We start from the raw sequence: 16,056 nt of genomic DNA on the forward strand, positions 1-16,056 counted from the left end.
GGGCCGGCGCGCGTTCCCGCGCCGGCCCTCGGTCGTCGGTGCTCTGTCGTCAACCCGTGGGGGAGATCAGGGTGCCGTCTGCAGAGTGATGACCGTCCACGACACCGGTGGCAGGTCGATGCTGCCGGCGGCGTCGGTGAGCGCCAGGGTGTCGTTGGGGCGCATCGCCACCCGCTCCGGATCGGCGAGGGTGTTCGCCGCGTATGCGTCGTCGTCGGTGAGGGTCTGAGCCCTCGCATCGGTCACCGCACCGAGACCGGTCAGGTCGAATGCGAGGGAGACCGTCTCAGTCTGCGAACGGTTCACCACGAAGACGCTCGTGCGCCCGGTTGCCTCGTCGAAGGTCGTGACTGCATCGACCACGGGCACCCGGCCATAGGTCTCCGTGTCATACGAATCGCTCTCCACCCGGGTGGCCAGTGCCGATCCCGCCGCGAGCGCGGACGTGAGCGCGAACGGGAAGAAGGTGGTCTGACGCCAGGCGATGCCACCCGGCTCGGTCATGATGGGCGCGATCACGTTGACCAGCTGGGCCAGGGATGCGCTGGTCACCCGATCTGCCCGCTTCAGCAGCGAGATGAGCAGATTGCCGACCACGACCGCATCCGCCACGGAGTAGGAGTCCTCGAGCAGACGCGGCGCGACCGGCCAGTTCTGCGCCCCCGTGATCTTGTCGACGTTCTCGAAACGGTCGTTGTACCAGACGTTCCACTCGTCGAAGGAGATGTTGACGACGTGATCGCTGCCCTTCACGGCCCTGACGTGATCGATGGTCGCCACCACCGACTCGATGAACGCATCCATGTCGACGGCCGACGCCAAGAAGCTGCCGAGGTCGCCGTTCTTCTCCTCGTAGTACGCGTGGCAGGAGATGTAGTCGACGTCGTCGTAGCTGTGCGACAGCACCACCCGCTCCCACTCGCCGAAAGTCGGCATGTGCCGGCTCGATGAGCCGCACACCACCACCTCGAGGGCCGGGTCGAACATCCGCATCGCGCGGGCGGTCTGCGCGGCGAGCTTGCCGTAGTCGTCGGCGGAGCGGTGACCGAGCTGCCAGGGGCCGTCCATCTCGTTGCCGAGGCACCACATCCGCACGTCGAAGGCCTCGGTGCGGCCGTTCGCGATGCGTCGATCGGCGAGCGCGGAACCGGATTCCCGGTTGCTGTACTCGAGCAGATCGAGCGCCTCGAGCGTGCCCCGCGTGCCCAGGTTCACGGCGAGCATCAGTTCGCTGCCCACCGATTCCAACCACGACGCGAACTCGTGCAACCCGATCTGGTTGCTCTCGGTGGAGTGCCAGGCGAGGTCGAGCCGGGTGGGGCGCTCGTCACGCGGACCCACACTGTCCTCCCAGCGGAAGCCTGACACGAAGTTGCCACCCGGATAGCGCACCGCGCTCACCCCGAGTTCGGTCACCAACTCCATGACGTCGGTGCGGAATCCTCGCTCATCGGCGCTCGGATGCCCGGGCTCGTAGATGCCGTCGTAGACGGCGCGGCCGAGGTGCTCGACGAAAGAGCCGAAGACCCGCCGGTTCACCGGGCCGATCGGGAGTCGCGGGTCGAAGAACAGTCGTGCAGTGGACATCGGATTCCTTGAGGGTGGTGTGCGGTCGTTTGTCATTTGAGTCCGGTGCTGGCGACGCTCTCGATGAAGCGGCGTTGCACGAAGAGGAACATGATGGCCAGCGGGACGACGGCGATCAGCGAACCCGCCATCATGACGCCGTAGGGGATGATGCCGCTCGGTCCGGTGAGGAGCGTGAGGCCGGAGGTGATGGTTCCCATCTCCTGCTCGGTGGTGAACACGAGCGGCCAGAGCAGGTCGTTCCAGTTGTTCACGAAGGTGTAGATGCCGAGCGTGAGCAGCGCGGGCACCGCGTTCGGCAACACGATGCTGCGGAAGATGCGGAACTCGGATGCGCCGTCGATGCGGGCCGCATTGTCGAGATCGCGCGGGAGAGAGAGGAAGAACTGACGCAGGAAGAAGATGCCGAACGCATCTGCCGCTCGCGGGATGATGAGTCCCCAGAACGTGTTCACCCAGCCGAAGTCGGCCACGAGCTGATAGATCGGGATGAGGGTGGCCTGAAACGGGATCATCAGGCTCGCCACGATGACGAGCAGCAGGATGCGACTGCCGCGGAAGTCGACGCGCGCCAGCACGTACGCGGCCAGCGAGTCGAATACCAGAGCGCACAGGGTCACACCGCCGGCGAACACGAAGCTGTTCAGGATGAGCCGGCCGAACGGCAGCTCGTTGAAGATGCGGGTGAAGTTGTCGAGAGTCCAATCGGTGGGCAGGAGCGACGGCGGGAACGCGTTCACCTCCGCCACCGGCTTGAACGCCGTGAACACGATGATGATGATCGGGAGCAGCACGAGCAGCGCCACCGCGAGCATCGCCACGAAGAAGAGCCAGGGGCCAACGCGTCGCAACGGTGAGCGGCGAGGGCGGGAACGGGGAGCGAGCGCGACGGCGGCCATCAGCCGGCATCCTTCTCGCCGCGGCTCGTGACCACGAATTGCACGAGGCTGAGGATGAGGGTTGCGATCAGGAGCACGTACGACAGCGCTGAGGCGAAGCCGAGCTCGAGATCCTTGAAGCCCGACTGATAGATCTGCATGACGACGGTCTGCGTGCTCTGGTACGGCCCGCCGCCCGTGAGCACGTAGATCTGGTCGAAGGCCTGCAGCGCCGCGATGGTGGCGATGATGAGCACGAAGCCGGTGGTGTTGCCGAGCAGCGGGATGGTGACGTTGCGAAAGCGCGACCACGGACCGGCACCGTCCATCCGCGCCGCCTCGTAGAGACTCGTGGGAATCTCCTGCAATCCGGCCAGGAAGACGATCATGTAGAAGGCGAAGTTCTTCCACACGGCCACGAGCACGACGGTCGGCATCGCGAGCACCGGATCTTGCAGGACGTTGCCGATGCTCACACCGAAGCCCTGCAGCCAGTAGTTCAGCAGGCCGACCTGCGGATCGAGCAGGTACTGCCAGGCGAAGGCGGCGACGGCCAACGACACGATGAACGGCAGGAAGAGCCAGGTGCGGAAGACGCCGCGGAACGGCAGTCTCGGGCTGTTCAGAGCAAGCGCCAACACGAGCGCGAGGATGACGGCAGTGGGCGTGAACAGCACCGTGTAGAGCACCGTGTTGCCCATGGCTCGGAGGATGCCCGGGTCGGTGAATATCTCGACGTAGTTGTCGAGGCCGATGAACTCCTCCCGCCCGAATCCGCTCGCGTCGGTGAACGAGAGCCGAAGGGCGGAGATCATGGGCCAGAAGACGAAGAGAACCAGGATGGTCATGGCTGGCACGAGGAAGCCGATGATGGTCAGTCGGCGTTTGGCCTTGCCACGGATCGGGCCTCGGCCGCCGAGTTGCGCGGGAGGGCGATAGCGGCGTGGTACCTCGGTGGCGCTGGCGCTCATTGCTGAATTCCTTCGAAACGGTCGATGTTTCTACAACGTTGTAGTGAACGATAAGGAGATGTTCTCCGCCGCGTCAAATCGTCGCGTCGAGCAATTGACATCTGAGCGCGCATGGATGAGCATAAACATCTACAACGTTTACTTACAACGTTGTAGAGTGCGATTGCGAGGACTCGAATGTCCTCCGCACCGACAATGCAGTCGCAAAGTGGAGGGAAAGACGAATGAAGAAAGCAATCGCCGGTACAGCGATCGTGGGCGCCCTGATGCTCGCGATCACCGGCTGCTCAACCGCCGACTCGGGCAGTGATTCCGGAGGCAAGGTCGAACTGTCGTTCTGGCACGGCTACACCGAGGCTGACGGAGACGTACTGAACGATCTGGTCACCCAGTTCAACGAGTCGCAGGACACGATCGAGATCACCCCCTCGGTGAAGCCGTGGGCCACCTTGCTCGACACGGCCCTGCCGGCACTGAGTTCGGGCAACGGGCCGCAGATCATGGCGATGCCGCCCGAGAACATCCCGGTCTTCGCCTCGAAGGGCGCTCTCGACTCGCTCGACAGCTGGTACGACGACCCCGACAGCGGCGCAGCAGCCTTGAACCCCGAGGCCGTGGCCACGGGAACGGTCGACGGCACGAAGTACGGAGTGCCCCTCAGCTTCACCCCGCTCACCATGTTCTACAACAAGGCGATGTTCGAGGCCGCCGGAGTCGCCGTTCCGACGACGTGGGATGAATGGGTCACCGCTGCCAAGGCACTCACCGTCGACTCGAACGCCGACGGCACGCCCGAGCAGTACGGGCTCGCCTTGCAAGACAACGTGACCGTGGGCAACGGCGTCTGGCCGTCGCTGTTCAAGAGCGGAGGCGGCGACGTCGTGACCGCCGACGGCGAGGTCGTGATCGACTCCCCCGAGAACGCGAAGACCCTGGCATTCTGGGCCGATGCCGTGCAGAACGACAAGATCTCGCCCACGGGCCTCACGGGCGCCGACGCCGACGGCCTGTTCAGCGCCGGCAAGGTCGCGATGACCCTGGGCGGACCGTGGCTCGCAACCGTGTCGAAGGAGGCGGGGATCGATTACGGCATCGCCGCGCTGCCCGCCGGGCCCGAGGGCATTTCGGCCTCGGCTCTCGCGGTCGACATGAGCGTGACCTCGGATTCGACGGATGAGGAGAAGGCCGCCGCCGAGACCTTCTTCACCTGGTTCTTCCAGCACGACAACATGATCACCTGGTCGCTCGGTTCGGGCTGGCCGCCGCTCACCACCGACGTGACCTCCGACGAAGTGGCCGAGAACCCGGTGGTCGCCGCGCTGACCGACCAGTCGCAGTACGGTGTGGCGTTGCTCCCCGGCGTCATCCCCTCCACCGACGTGCTGACCTCGCTCGACACGGCGACCCAGAAGGCGATGTCGGGCGGCGACCCGTCCGCGCTCCTGGCCACCGCGCAGGACGAGATGACGGCGACCCTCGCCAAGTAACCCGCAGCACACCGCGATCCGCATCCGGCCGTCGGCGGGATGCGGATCGCGGTGCGTCTGCCCGATGATGAACGGGACGATCGATCGATGAAAGAAGGACAGGGCATGAAGTGGTTCGACGACGGCGTGCTCCGATTCGCGGTCGGGGTGGAGGACACCTTCATCCCGCAGACGAGGCCCGGCGAGCGGGCCCTCGACGAATACGACCTCATGCAGCACTACCGCTTCTGGCAAGACGATCTTGACTACTGTGCCGAGGCCGGGGCGGAGCAGGTGCGCTGGGGCATCCCCTGGTATCGCGTGAACCCCGAGCCTGGCACCTGGGACTGGAGCTGGCTCGATCGGGTGATCGACCACTTCGACGAGACCGGCCTCGATCTCGTGGCCGACCTGGTGCACTACGGCACTCCGCTGTGGCTCGAGCGGGAGTTCGTGAACCCCGACTACCCGAAGCGTGTCGCCGATTACGCGGCCGCTGTCGCGGAGCGGTACCGGGGCCGCATCAAGCACTACACACCGCTCAACGAACCCCTGCTGAACATCATGTACTGCGGTGAGTTCGGCCAGTGGCCGCCCTATCGCACCGGTGACACCGGCTTCGTGGAGGTGCTCCGCGGGGTGTCGCGCGGCATTGTCACCACCCAGAGCGCCATCGCGTCGGTCGATCCCGCGGCCGATTTCGTGCACGTGGAGGCGTCGTTCCGGTTCTCCGGAGACCTCGACGCACACCAGGAGACGCACGAGCACCTCAGACACCGGGCCTATCTCGTGCAAGACCTGGTGATGGGGCGCGTCGACCCCGCTCATCCGCTCGTTCCCTACCTCGAACGCAACGGCTTCAGCGACGACGACCTGAACTGGGCTCGCGAGAACACCGCGCAGCCCGACGTGATCGGGGTCAACTACTACCCGCAGCATTCCACCGAGGTGTTCGAGGCCGGGGTCGAGCTCGGCGGCGGCCCGAACGATCTGCGCCCTCGCGAAGACGCCGGCACCGACGGGTTGAAAGATGTTCTGACCTCGTTCGCGGCGCGCTACGGAAAGCCGGTCTACCTCACCGAGACGAGCTACACCGGCACAGTGGAGCAGCGGATCTCCTGGATGGAGGCCTCGGTCGCAGCCGTGCACGACCTCCGCGCGGGCGGCGTCGACGTCATCGGCTACACCTGGTGGTGCATCACCGACATGGTGGAGTGGTCGTATCGACCGGGCGCCGGCGACGCGATGGACTACCGGCTTCGGATGGGGCTGTGGTCGTTGGAGGAGGACACCGACGGAGTGCTGCAGCGGGTGAAGACGCCAGTGGCCGACAGCTTCCGGCGTCTCGCGGGTTCGGAGGCGTCCTAGCGGGCCGCCGGTGTGGCGGCGGACGACGACGCAACACCGAGCGAGCCGGTCCCCGTCGACTCCCGGGGAACGATCTCGAAGTCGACGAGCACCTCCTGAGGGTCGGCGGGACGCCCGCCCTGCTCGCCGATCCGGCGCACGAGGAGTTGGACCGCGGTGCGCGCGATCGAGGCGCGACCGGGGTCGACGCTGGTGAGGCTGGGCACGGCGTAGCGCGACTCCTCGATGTCGTCGAAACCGATGACGGCGACGTCATCCGGCACGCGGAAACCCGCCTCCTGCAGCACCCTCATGGCACCCAGCGTGAGTGCGTCGTTGAGCCCGAACACCGCATCGAAGTGCACGCCGCTGTCGATGAGCTCGCGCATCGAGGCGGCGCCGTTGGCCCGGTGCCAGAGGGTGGTGTAGGCGACCAGGGCGGGGTCGAAAGGGATGCCGGCGGCGGCCAGCGCGTCCTGATAGCCCTGCACACGCAGCGCGGCCGATCCGACACCCTCGTCCACGTGCGCGCCGACGACGGCGATCCGCCGCCGCCCCAGCCCGATGAGCATCTCGGTCGCGGCCCTCGCCGCCTCGACGTTGCGCATGGTGACGTGATCGACCGGGCTGCCGAAGATCCGCTCGCCGAGCAGAACCAGCGGATAGTCGACGGAGAGCAGCTCCGCGTCGTCCTGCCCCATGCCCAGAGGGCTGAAGATCAGACCGTCGGTCAACCGCATCCGGGGGCTGGAGAGCACGGCGATCTCCCGCTCACGACTGGCGCCCGTCTTCTCGATCAGCACCACCAGACCGTGTTTCTCGGCCTCGGCGATCACCTCGTCGGCCAGCTCGGCGAAGTAGCTCAGGCTGAGTTCGGGAAGAACGAGGCCGATGGCTCCGCTTCGGCCGGAGCGAAGACTCCGGGCCGTGGCGTTGGGCTGGTAGCCCAGCTCGTCGATCGCGCGCTGCACCCTGTGGCGGGTCTCCGGTCGCACGTGCGGGTAGTCGTTGACCACGTTCGAGACCGTCTTGATCGACACGCCGGCGAGGTGGGCGACGTCGTGCAGTGTTGCGGCCATGCGTATCCTCTCGGCCTGGCAGTACTCGATACTACAACGTTGTACTCCGGTGGTGCGGGCATGACACCGTGAAGCCGGCCCGACCCGGCCGGCCTGGCCAGTCCGATCGGGCAGGACTACTCAGGCGCGACGGGTCAGGATGCCGCGGACGAACGAGGCCTGGCCGGCGTGCTGGAGGTCGTCGGAGACGACGCTCACGAGGCGCACCGCGAGGGTGACGGGCGGATTCCAGTTGGTGTCGACCACCCGAGCCAGGTCGATGTCCCCGAGGGAGTGCAGGTACGCGACCGTCGCGGCGTAGACCGCCTCGTGGTAGCCGACCAGCAGTTCGGCCGAGACACCGGCCACCTGCCCCACCTCGGCCGCGGATTGCGCGTAACCGGTCGCATCCGGCGCGAAGGGCAGGCCGAAGCGCTCGAACCAGCCCTCCCCCGTCCACACCTGCTCGGTGCCCGCGACGTCGGCGACGTGGTCGTCCTGCACGCGGGTGAGGTGCCAGACCAGCCAGGCGATCGAGTTCGCCCCGGGGTCGACTCGAGCCGCCAACTCCTCCTCACTCAGGCCACCGGCAGCACGGCGGACGGTGTCACGGATGCGCGTGAACGCATCCTCCAGCAGGTCGATGCTCGTGGTCATGGGCGTCCTCTCATCACTCTCTCGGGCCTACTCTTCACCGCCCGTACACGCAACACCCAGCTTGATTCAGGGTCTTCAAATCGCGACGTCGTACCCTGGCCGATATGCCCGAACGTCTCAACCGCTTCACCGAGCGCTTCCAGCGCGTCGTCGACGGCACAAAACGCCCGGTCGGAATGATCGCCCTGCTCAGCGTGGTGGCCGCCCTGCTCGTCACCGTGCTGGCCGTGCCCGCGATGGCCGTCACCGGCGTCTACGCCTCCCGCTCGGTCGACGTGCTCGACAGCCTGCCCGACTACATCCGCCCGTCGACGCTCGCCCAGAAGTCGGAGATCTACGCCACCAACAGTGACGGATCGAACACCCTCCTGGCCACCGTCTTCGACCAGAACCGGCAAGAAGTGGGCTGGGACGACATCTCGCAGTACGTGAAGGACGCGGTCGTCTCCACCGAAGACCCCCGCTTCTACGACCACCACGGCGTCGACATCGCCTCCACGCTCCGGGCCGCGGTGGGCAATGTCGCGTCGGGCGGAGTCGAGAGCGGCGCCTCGACCATCACGATGCAGTACGTGCGCAACATCCTGGTGCAGCAGGCCGAGATGATCGACGACCCGAAGCAGCGCGAGGCCGCCTACGAAGAGGCCACCACCGAGTCGCTCGACCGCAAGCTGCAGGAGATGCGACTCGCCATCGCGCTCGAGAAGCAGTACTCGAAAGACGACATCCTGCTCGGCTACCTCAACATCGCGAACTTCGGCGGATCGGTCTACGGCATCGAAGCGGCCGCCGAGTACTACTTCGGAGTGAGCGCGAAGGACCTCTCCATCGCCCAGGCCGCCACGCTCGCCGCCACGGTGAACGAGCCGAACGGACTCCGCATCGACGAACCCGAGAACATCCCCGACAACGAGGCCCGCCGCAACGAAGACGTGCTCGCCTCGATGCTGAAACAGAAGTCGATCACCCAGCAGCAGCACGACGAGGCGGTGGCGACGCCGGTGACCCCGAACATTACCCAGCCCACCACCGGATGCCAGGCGGCCGCGAACGGGGCGACGTACTTCTGCGACTACGTGACCTGGATCGTGAAGAACGATCCGAGCTTCGGCGACACCGCGGACCAGCGCTGGTCGAACTTCAAGCAGGGCGGCTTCAAGATCTTCACCACCCTCAACACCGATCTGCAGGCCAACGCCGACGAGACGATGAAGGAGTACATCCCGGCCGCCTACGACGGCGCCGACCTCGGCTCCACGATCGTGACCGTGCAGCCCGGCACCGGGCGCATCCTGGCGATGGCGCAGAACACGACCTTCGACGACGACCCCGACACCGCCGCGCCCGGCGCCACCGCGGTCAACTACAACACCGACATCGACTACGGCGGATCGTCGGGCTTCCAGGTCGGCTCGACCTACAAGGTCTTCGCCCTCGCCGAGTGGCTGAAGGAAGGCCACACCCTCTCCGACCGCGTGAGCGGCAACGAGAAGGAGTGGGACATGGCGACCTTCCCGAACTCGTGCCAGACCCTCGGCGGCCCCTGGGAGCCGGCGAACGACGGAAGCGCGCGCCCCGGCACCATGTCGGTGCAGAGCGCCCTGACCAACTCGGTGAACAACGCCTTCGTGGCCATGGCCCAGCAGATGGACCTGTGCAAGATCAAGGACACGGCGGCCTCTCTCGGCGTGCACCGCGCCGACGGCGACGACCTCGACACCCAGCCCTCCTCGGTGCTCGGCACCAACGAGATCGCTCCGGTGACGATGGCCGCCTCCTACGCGGCGATCGCGGCCAACGGCCTGTTCTGCGCGCCGGTGGCGATCGACAAGATCGAGGGCCCCGACGGCTCCGAGCTCACACCTCCGCAGGCGAACTGCACCCAGGCGCTCGACCCGACCATCGCGTCGACGCTCGCCTACGCCATGCTGGGCCCGATCGAGAGCGGCACCGCGACCGCGTCCGATCCGGATGACGGCATCACCCACATCGGCAAGACCGGAACCACCGACAACGAGAAGGACACCTGGATGGTGGGCGCCTCCACGGCAGCCGCCACCGCGGTGTGGGTGGGCAACGTCAACGGCAACGTGTCGATGACCGAGGTCGAACCCAACGGCTACGCGGGAAGCACGGTGCGGCACCGCATCTGGCGCTCCGTGATGACGGCGAACGACGACCTCCTCGGCGGCGGTGAGTTCCCCGACCCCGACCGGGCTCTGGTGAACGGCTCGTCGTCGCGCTTCGACGACTCCGGTTCGGACTCGGACTCGGATTCCGGCTCGACGCCGACCCCCACTCCGACTCCGACCTCGACTCCGGATGCGCCGGCGCCACCGGTCGTGCCTGTGGACCCGGTGCCGCCGGTCGACCCCGGCCCCACCCCGACGTCGACCCCGGCAGCCGGCGCGGCGGGCGCAAATCAGTAGCGTTCGTCAGAAACCGCAAACCTCAGGCCGACCTCGCCGCTGTATGCGGCGGTCGACGCGACGTTTGCGCTTCTGAACCGGTCAGGCGGTCGAGCCCGGGGCCGGGGGCGGCGCCGTGCTGTCGCGCACCACGAGGGTGGAGTCGATCAGCGGGATGACCTCGGGCTCCTTTCCGCGCATGAGCGACAGGATGCTCTCCACGGCCACGCGGCCGATCTCCTCGAAGTCGAGCACCACCGTGGTGAGTGCGGGGCGGAAGAAGCGCGCCTCGGCGACGTCGTCGAAACCCACGACGCTCACCTGCCCGGGAACCGAGATGCCGTGCTCGTCGAACGCCTTCATCACCCCGAGGGCGAACGGGTCGTTGGCGGCGAACACCGCCGTCACGCCCGCTTTCTGCACCAGCTGCAAGCCGGCCCGGTAGCCGCTCTCGGCGCTCCAGTCGGCGGTGGTGACGACCGGCGGCGCCATCCGGCCCGCGGCGGAGAGCTCGAGCATCCACCCGCGGGTGCGGGCGTCGCTCGCCATCCAGCCCTCCGGGCCCTGCACGTGCCACACCGTCTCGTGCCCGAGGTCGAGGAGGTGGCGCACGGCGCGGCGGGCGCCGTCGACCTCGTCGATCGACACGCTCCGCGTGCTCACCGGCGAACCCTGCTCGAACGTGATGACCGGCACATCCGTCTCGATGCCGCGCAGCACCTCGATGGCGGCGCGGAGCGGAGCGAGCACGATCACCCCGTCGACCTCGTCGGCCGTGAGCTCGCGCAGAGCTGCACGGATGCTGGCGTGATCGAGCGATCCGATGGTGACCAGCCGCGTGGAGTAGCCATTGAGGCGCGCCTCCTCGGAGATGCCGAAGAGCGCGACGGACGGCCCGTGCACCGAGAGCGCGTAGCTCACCACTCCGAGGTTCATGGTGCGGTTGCTCGCGAGCGCCGCGGCAGCGGTGTTGCGGCGGTAGCTCAGTTGCTCGATGGCGAGCTGCACACGTTCGCGGATCTCCGGCGCCACGTTGGCCGCCCCGTTAACCACTCGCGAGACCGTCTGCTGAGACACCCCCGCCAGCTTCGCCACGTCGACCATCCGGGCACCCCGCGATTTCGACGCCGTGCGGCTCATCGGCGGGTACCTCGCGAGCGGAACGGCGGGCGTCGAACGAGCATCCACTCATTATGCCCGTGCGCGGACCGGCCCGGCGCTCGGGGGGCGCCGGGCCGGCACTCACGGACGCCGGTACCGCAAGACCTCCGGGTGACGCTCGTACGGCCATTCCGCATCCGGGATCATGTATTTCCGCGTCGTGTAGCTCGCATCCATCGTCGACGCCAGGCTCGGCGGTCCGTCGAACCCGATCACCGCCCAGCCGACCCGGTTCTCGTTGCCGCCGTACACGGGGTCGGCATAGAACCCCTGCCGCGTGTTCAGCACCAGCAGCGGGAAGAAGGTGAGGAAGTCCTCGTTCACCGGCTGGTTGCCGGCGGGAGCACCCCCCGCGCCGTCCTCCGCGGTCTCGAAGGTGAACCGTTCGGGCTTCGGTGCGCCGCTGATCTCCTCGAGCACCTCGTCCTGCTGGGCGTCGTCGAGCCCCAGGAAGTCGCTGCCGAAGCGGTCGCCGGCGATCCGATCGAGCGAGCGGATTCCGTCGGCGTAGAGCTCGCGTCGGGTCGCGATCCGCTCCTGCCAGGCTTCCTCCTCGCGCCCCTCCATGCGGAGGAAGCCGATGCCGTCGGCCGCGGGGAACACGAACTGCGTGCCCGCCAGCATCCGGTCGATGAAGCGCACCACCTTCGCCTCGCGGGCTCCCGGGTGGTGATCGGTGGGGATGATGCGCGCCGTGGCCGCCTCGATGACGTCCCACTCGTGCTCGTCGAAGTACACGGGACCGTCGACGTCTCGTGTCGAGATGGGGACGGTGGTCCATTCTGCCTGACCCATGGGGTTCTCCTGTCTGCTGTCTGCGGTGTCCGGACTCGGCCGGGCTCAGTCCGTGGTCCAGCCGTGGCGGTCGACCTGGATGATGCGGTCGGAGCAGCGCCAGGCGTTCGCCATGATGGTGAGGGCCGGGTTGATCCCGGTCGCGGTGGGGAAGAAGCTCGCGTCGAAGACGTAGAGGTTCGGCACGTCGTGCGTGCGGCACCAGCGGTCCACCACGGAGGAAGCCGGGTCGTCGCCCATGCGGGCGGTGCCGAGCTCGTGCGAGGTGTTGCCCGTGATGCGCTCCATGTTCACCGGCACCACCGTGCGGGCGCCCGCGGCCTCGAGGATCTCGCCGTTCTTCTTCACCTGCCACTGCTCCTGGGCGAAGTCGTTCTGGTGCGGGGTGTGCGTGATCCGCGCCACCGGGAGGCCCCAGGCGTCGGTGACCGTCGGGTCGAGGTCGACCCGGTTCGATTCCACCGGGAGGTCGTGCAGCAGGATGCCGATCTTCATCGTGTGGTTGAACAGCTCGCGGTCGGCGTCCTTCGCCGCCTGGCCCCAGGTGGGCCGGCCGGGGAAGCTCCAGTTCACCGGATGCCCGATCATCGACGGGAAGATCAGCGATCCGAGGATGTGCCCGCGGCTGGCATCCGTCTCGTAGAAGTCGAAGGAGCACAGGCTCATGTAGTGCCCCGCCCAGCCGTAGAGCGGGTCGCTGACCTCGCGGTCGAACAGGCCGACCGAGAAGGAGTACTGGTGGAAGGTGGCGTTCTTGCCCACCTGGCCGCTGGAGTTCGCGAGGCCGTCGGGGAAGAGCGACGACTTCGACATGAGCAGCAGGCGCGGCGTCTCGATGCCGCCGCCACAGACGATGACCGCCTTGGCGTTCTGCACGAACTCGTCGCCGTCTTCGTCGGTGTAGCGCACACCGGTGGCCTTGCCGTCGGGGCCGACGAGGATCTCGCTGACGTAGCAGTCCGAGCGCAGGTCGTAGAGGCCGGTGTTGATGGCATCCGGGATGAAGCTGATCAGCACCGACGACTTGCCGGTTCCGGGATCGGGGTACTGCTGCCAGAAACCGTTTTCGCTGAACGGCTCGCGCCCGCGGTAGGGCTCGGTCACCATGCCCTGGGGCATCGGGAAGGTGCTGTGGCCGAGCTTGTCCATCGCCGTGGCGAAGGTGCGGCCGATCTGGCTGAGCGGCGAGGGCTTGGTGGGGTAGCCGCGGCTGCGACGGCCCTCCCAGCGGTTGGCGCCGGCGAGGCCTGAGGTGCCGAACTCCCACTCGACGCGGGTGTAGTAGGGCTCGAGCTCGTCGTAGCTGATGGGCCAGTCGACGAGGCTCGCCCCGGGCACGTCGCCGTGCAGCGAACGCAGCTTGAAGTCGCTCTCGGTCATGCGCGGCACCATGCCGCCCCAGTGGGTGGTGCCGCCGCCCACCACCTGCGGGGTGGCGGAGAAGTTCGTGATCACGGCCTCCTCGCTGTCGTTCTGGCGGTAGGTGCGCGGCTTCAGCTTCGGGTCCTGCCAGATGAAGTTGCGGTTGAGGTACTTAAGCTCGTCGCCGGAGGCGTGCTCGGGCTTCAGCCACGGGCCGCGCTCCAGGCCCACCACGCGCAGGCCCGCCTCGGTCAGCACCTTCGCCGCCGTGGCGCCGCCGGCGCCCGCGCCGATGATGACCACGTCGACGGGCTCGGGGTTCTTGAGGGATTTCATGATCGATTCCTTCTGGTCTCGGGGGTGTCGCTGGTGGGGGTCAGGCGGTCTGCAGTTCGATGCCGTTGCGGCCGACGCGGGCCAGCGGCTCGAGCTCCTGCCAGAGCTCGTCGGGGATGTCCCAGGCCGCGAGCTCCACGGTCTGCTCGATGCGCGAAGGCTCGGACATGCCGACGATGGTGGAGGTGACTCGCGGGTCGCGGGTCGAGAACTGCAGTGCGGCCGCGGCGAGCGGAACGCCGAAGCGGGCGCAGAGCCGCTCCATCTCGCGCACCCGGTCGAGGGTCGCTTCGCCGACGGGGGCGTAGCAGTAGCGGGGCACGGCGTCGGGGCCCTTCACGAGCATCCCTCCGCCGAACGGCGCCGCGTTCACGAAGGCGACACCACGCTCGGCCGCATCGTCGAGCAGTGGCTCGGCGGTCTGTTCCACCAGGGTGAAGCGGTTGTGGCTGATCACGGCGTCGAAGGCGTCAGTGGCCAGGTACTGCAGTTCGAGGTCGATGGGTCCGCCCGCGACGCCGAGGTAGCGGATGACGCCCTCGGACTTGAGGGCGAGCAGCGCCTCGAGGGGTCCGCCCGGAGCGGTCGCCTCCTCGAAGGTGATCTTCTCCGGGTCGTGCAGGTAGACCAGCGGCAGCACGTCGAGGCCGAGCCGCTCGCGACTCTCCTCCACCGAACGGCGCACGCGTTCGCCCGAGAAGTCCGTCGACCCGGGCAGGGGGTCGACCTTGGTGGCCACCACAACGCCCTCAGGAACGCCGCCCGCCTGCGCGATCGCCGTGCCTATGCGCCGCTCGCTGTCGCCGCCGCCGTATTCGTTCGAGGTGTCGATGAAGGTGTAGGGCCCTTCGAACACGCGGGCGATCGTGGCGACCGCGGTCTCGTCGGACACCTCGTAGCCGTACTGGGCGGGGAAGCTGCCGAGCGCGCTGGTGCCGACGCAGATCTCGGAGACCCGGAGATCCGTCGTGCCGAACTGTCGGATGGTCATGATGTTCTCCTTCGGGATGAAAGCGATGCGCGGTCGATGTCGGCCGGCAGGGGTTCTGCGGTGCTGGCTCGCACCACGAGTCGGGGGGAGATCCTCGGCATCGGATCGGCGACGGCGCCGCCCATCAGTTCGAGGATCCGATCGACCGCCAGGCGGCCGACCTCGGCGAAGTCGATGCTCACCGTGGTGAGCGCTGGGATGTAGAAGCGCGCCTCGGGCACGTCGTCGAAGCCCACGACGCTGATCATGTCGGGCACCGCGACCCCTTCGTCGCTCAGGGCCTTGAGCACCCCGAGCGCCATCTGGTCGTTGGCCACGAAGACGGCGGTGACGGATGCGTCCGCCGCGATGGCGAGACCGGCCCGGTATCCCGACTCCGTCGTCCAGTCGCCACGGAACGGCTCGGGAGCCGGAGCGCCTGCGGCGGCGAGCTCGGCGCGCCAGCCCGCGAGCCGGGCTTCGGTGCCGAGCCAGCCGGTAGGGCCGCACACCTGGTGCACGGTCGCGTGGCCGAGGGAGAGCAGGTGGCGGGTGGCCAGTCGGGCGCCGGTCACCTCGTCGGTGGCCACGTTCGTCGTGCCCTCCTCTCCGCCGGGTTCGAACACCACGAGAGGCACTCCGGCGTCGAGACCGTCGATGGCGTGGAACGCCGCGTCGATCGGAGCGAGCACCACGATGCCGTCGACCGAGTCGGCGAGCAGGTGGTCGAGGGCGGCGCGCATGCTGGGCCGGTCGACGCTCGCGAGCGTCACCAGGTTGGTCGCGTAGCCCGCCTGCCGCGCCTCGTCGGCGATGCCGGTGAGAGCGACCGAGGGGCCGTACTGGGCGAGGCCGAAGCTCACGATCCCGATGTTCATGGTGCGGCTGGTGGCCAGAGCCCTGGCCGCCGGATTGCGGCGGTAGCGCAGCTGCGTGATGGCGAGTTCCACACGCTCCCGCACCTCCGGCGCCACGTTGGTGGAGTTGTTGACCACCCGTGACACCGTCTGCTGCGAGACGCCGGCGAGGCGCGCGACATCGATCATCCGGGCCCCGCGGG

Annotated in this window: 13 protein-coding genes; 3 read left to right on the forward strand and 10 right to left on the reverse strand. The window is 67.7% G+C overall.

All coding sequences use genetic code 11. The annotated features are described in order from the left end of the window. Positions 1 to 66: 66 nt before the first annotated feature. The 3 genes from ACFJGU_RS05305 to ACFJGU_RS05315 are packed head-to-tail and all read right to left on the reverse strand — an operon-like array spanning position 67 to position 3,436. A complete protein-coding gene (locus ACFJGU_RS05305; RefSeq protein ID WP_382308296.1) occupies positions 67 to 1,587 on the reverse strand; it encodes an alpha-N-arabinofuranosidase in 1,521 nt (506 codons plus the stop codon). A 32-nt stretch (positions 1,588 to 1,619) separates the two neighbouring features. Beyond that, positions 1,620 to 2,486 carry a carbohydrate ABC transporter permease gene (locus ACFJGU_RS05310; protein WP_092551253.1) on the reverse strand — a complete coding sequence of 289 codons (867 nt, stop codon included), beginning with the start codon at positions 2,484 to 2,486 and terminating at the stop codon, positions 1,620 to 1,622. After that, entirely contained in the window at positions 2,486 to 3,436 is a 951-nt protein-coding gene (locus tag ACFJGU_RS05315) for a carbohydrate ABC transporter permease (RefSeq protein ID WP_382308298.1), read from the reverse strand. Before ACFJGU_RS05315 ends, ACFJGU_RS05310 begins: the two co-directional genes overlap by 1 nt. A 224-nt stretch (positions 3,437 to 3,660) precedes the next feature. Here ACFJGU_RS05315 and ACFJGU_RS05320 point away from each other — a divergent pair, with 224 nt between their 5' ends. Both ACFJGU_RS05320 and ACFJGU_RS05325 read left to right on the forward strand, forming a co-directional pair. Continuing rightward, a complete protein-coding gene (locus ACFJGU_RS05320) occupies positions 3,661 to 4,923 on the forward strand; it encodes an ABC transporter substrate-binding protein (RefSeq protein ID WP_382308300.1) in 1,263 nt (420 codons plus the stop codon). Positions 4,924 to 5,028: 105 nt separating this feature from the next. Further along, the gene (locus ACFJGU_RS05325; RefSeq protein ID WP_382308302.1) at positions 5,029 to 6,270 is read left to right on the forward strand and encodes a family 1 glycosylhydrolase; all 1,242 of its coding nucleotides are present in this window, start codon (positions 5,029 to 5,031) and stop codon (positions 6,268 to 6,270) included. Here the strand turns inward: ACFJGU_RS05325 and ACFJGU_RS05330 are convergent. After that, complete coding sequence (locus tag ACFJGU_RS05330; RefSeq protein WP_382308304.1) at positions 6,267 to 7,328, reverse strand: LacI family DNA-binding transcriptional regulator; 1,062 nt, start codon at positions 7,326 to 7,328, stop codon at positions 6,267 to 6,269. The genes ACFJGU_RS05325 and ACFJGU_RS05330 overlap by 4 nt on opposite strands. A 120-nt stretch (positions 7,329 to 7,448) precedes the next feature. Beyond that, positions 7,449 to 7,964, reverse strand: coding sequence for a DUF664 domain-containing protein (locus ACFJGU_RS05335; protein WP_382308306.1), 516 nt, complete (start codon positions 7,962 to 7,964; stop codon positions 7,449 to 7,451). Positions 7,965 to 8,068: 104 nt separating this feature from the next. On the opposite strand from ACFJGU_RS05335, the gene ACFJGU_RS05340 reads away from it, so the two are divergent. Further along, positions 8,069 to 10,393: a transglycosylase domain-containing protein gene (locus tag ACFJGU_RS05340; protein WP_382308308.1), complete on the forward strand. Its 2,325-nt coding sequence runs from the start codon at positions 8,069 to 8,071 to the stop codon at positions 10,391 to 10,393. A gap of 81 nt (positions 10,394 to 10,474) precedes the next feature. Here ACFJGU_RS05340 and ACFJGU_RS05345 read toward each other — a convergent pair whose 3' ends face one another. From ACFJGU_RS05345 to ACFJGU_RS05365, 5 genes are all read right to left on the reverse strand, one after another. Continuing rightward, positions 10,475 to 11,476 (reverse strand): LacI family DNA-binding transcriptional regulator, encoded by a 1,002-nt coding sequence (locus ACFJGU_RS05345; protein ID WP_382310275.1) that lies wholly within the window; start codon positions 11,474 to 11,476, stop codon positions 10,475 to 10,477. A gap of 138 nt (positions 11,477 to 11,614) precedes the next feature. Beyond that, complete coding sequence (locus ACFJGU_RS05350) at positions 11,615 to 12,328, reverse strand: gluconate 2-dehydrogenase subunit 3 family protein (protein WP_382308310.1); 714 nt, start codon at positions 12,326 to 12,328, stop codon at positions 11,615 to 11,617. Between the two features lie 45 nt (positions 12,329 to 12,373). Further along, positions 12,374 to 14,026: a GMC family oxidoreductase gene (locus tag ACFJGU_RS05355; protein ID WP_382308312.1), complete on the reverse strand. Its 1,653-nt coding sequence runs from the start codon at positions 14,024 to 14,026 to the stop codon at positions 12,374 to 12,376. A gap of 40 nt (positions 14,027 to 14,066) precedes the next feature. Next, positions 14,067 to 15,017 (reverse strand): aldo/keto reductase, encoded by a 951-nt coding sequence (locus ACFJGU_RS05360; protein ID WP_382308314.1) that lies wholly within the window; start codon positions 15,015 to 15,017, stop codon positions 14,067 to 14,069. Next, positions 15,014 to 16,042 carry a substrate-binding domain-containing protein gene (locus tag ACFJGU_RS05365; protein WP_382310277.1) on the reverse strand — a complete coding sequence of 343 codons (1,029 nt, stop codon included), beginning with the start codon at positions 16,040 to 16,042 and terminating at the stop codon, positions 15,014 to 15,016. The genes ACFJGU_RS05360 and ACFJGU_RS05365 overlap by 4 nt, the downstream gene beginning before the upstream one ends. Between the last annotated feature and the right edge of the window lie 14 nt (positions 16,043 to 16,056).

Origin of the sequence: Herbiconiux sp. UC225_62 (assembly GCF_042694625.1) — a bacterium.
Lineage (GTDB): Bacteria > Actinomycetota > Actinomycetes > Actinomycetales > Microbacteriaceae > Herbiconiux.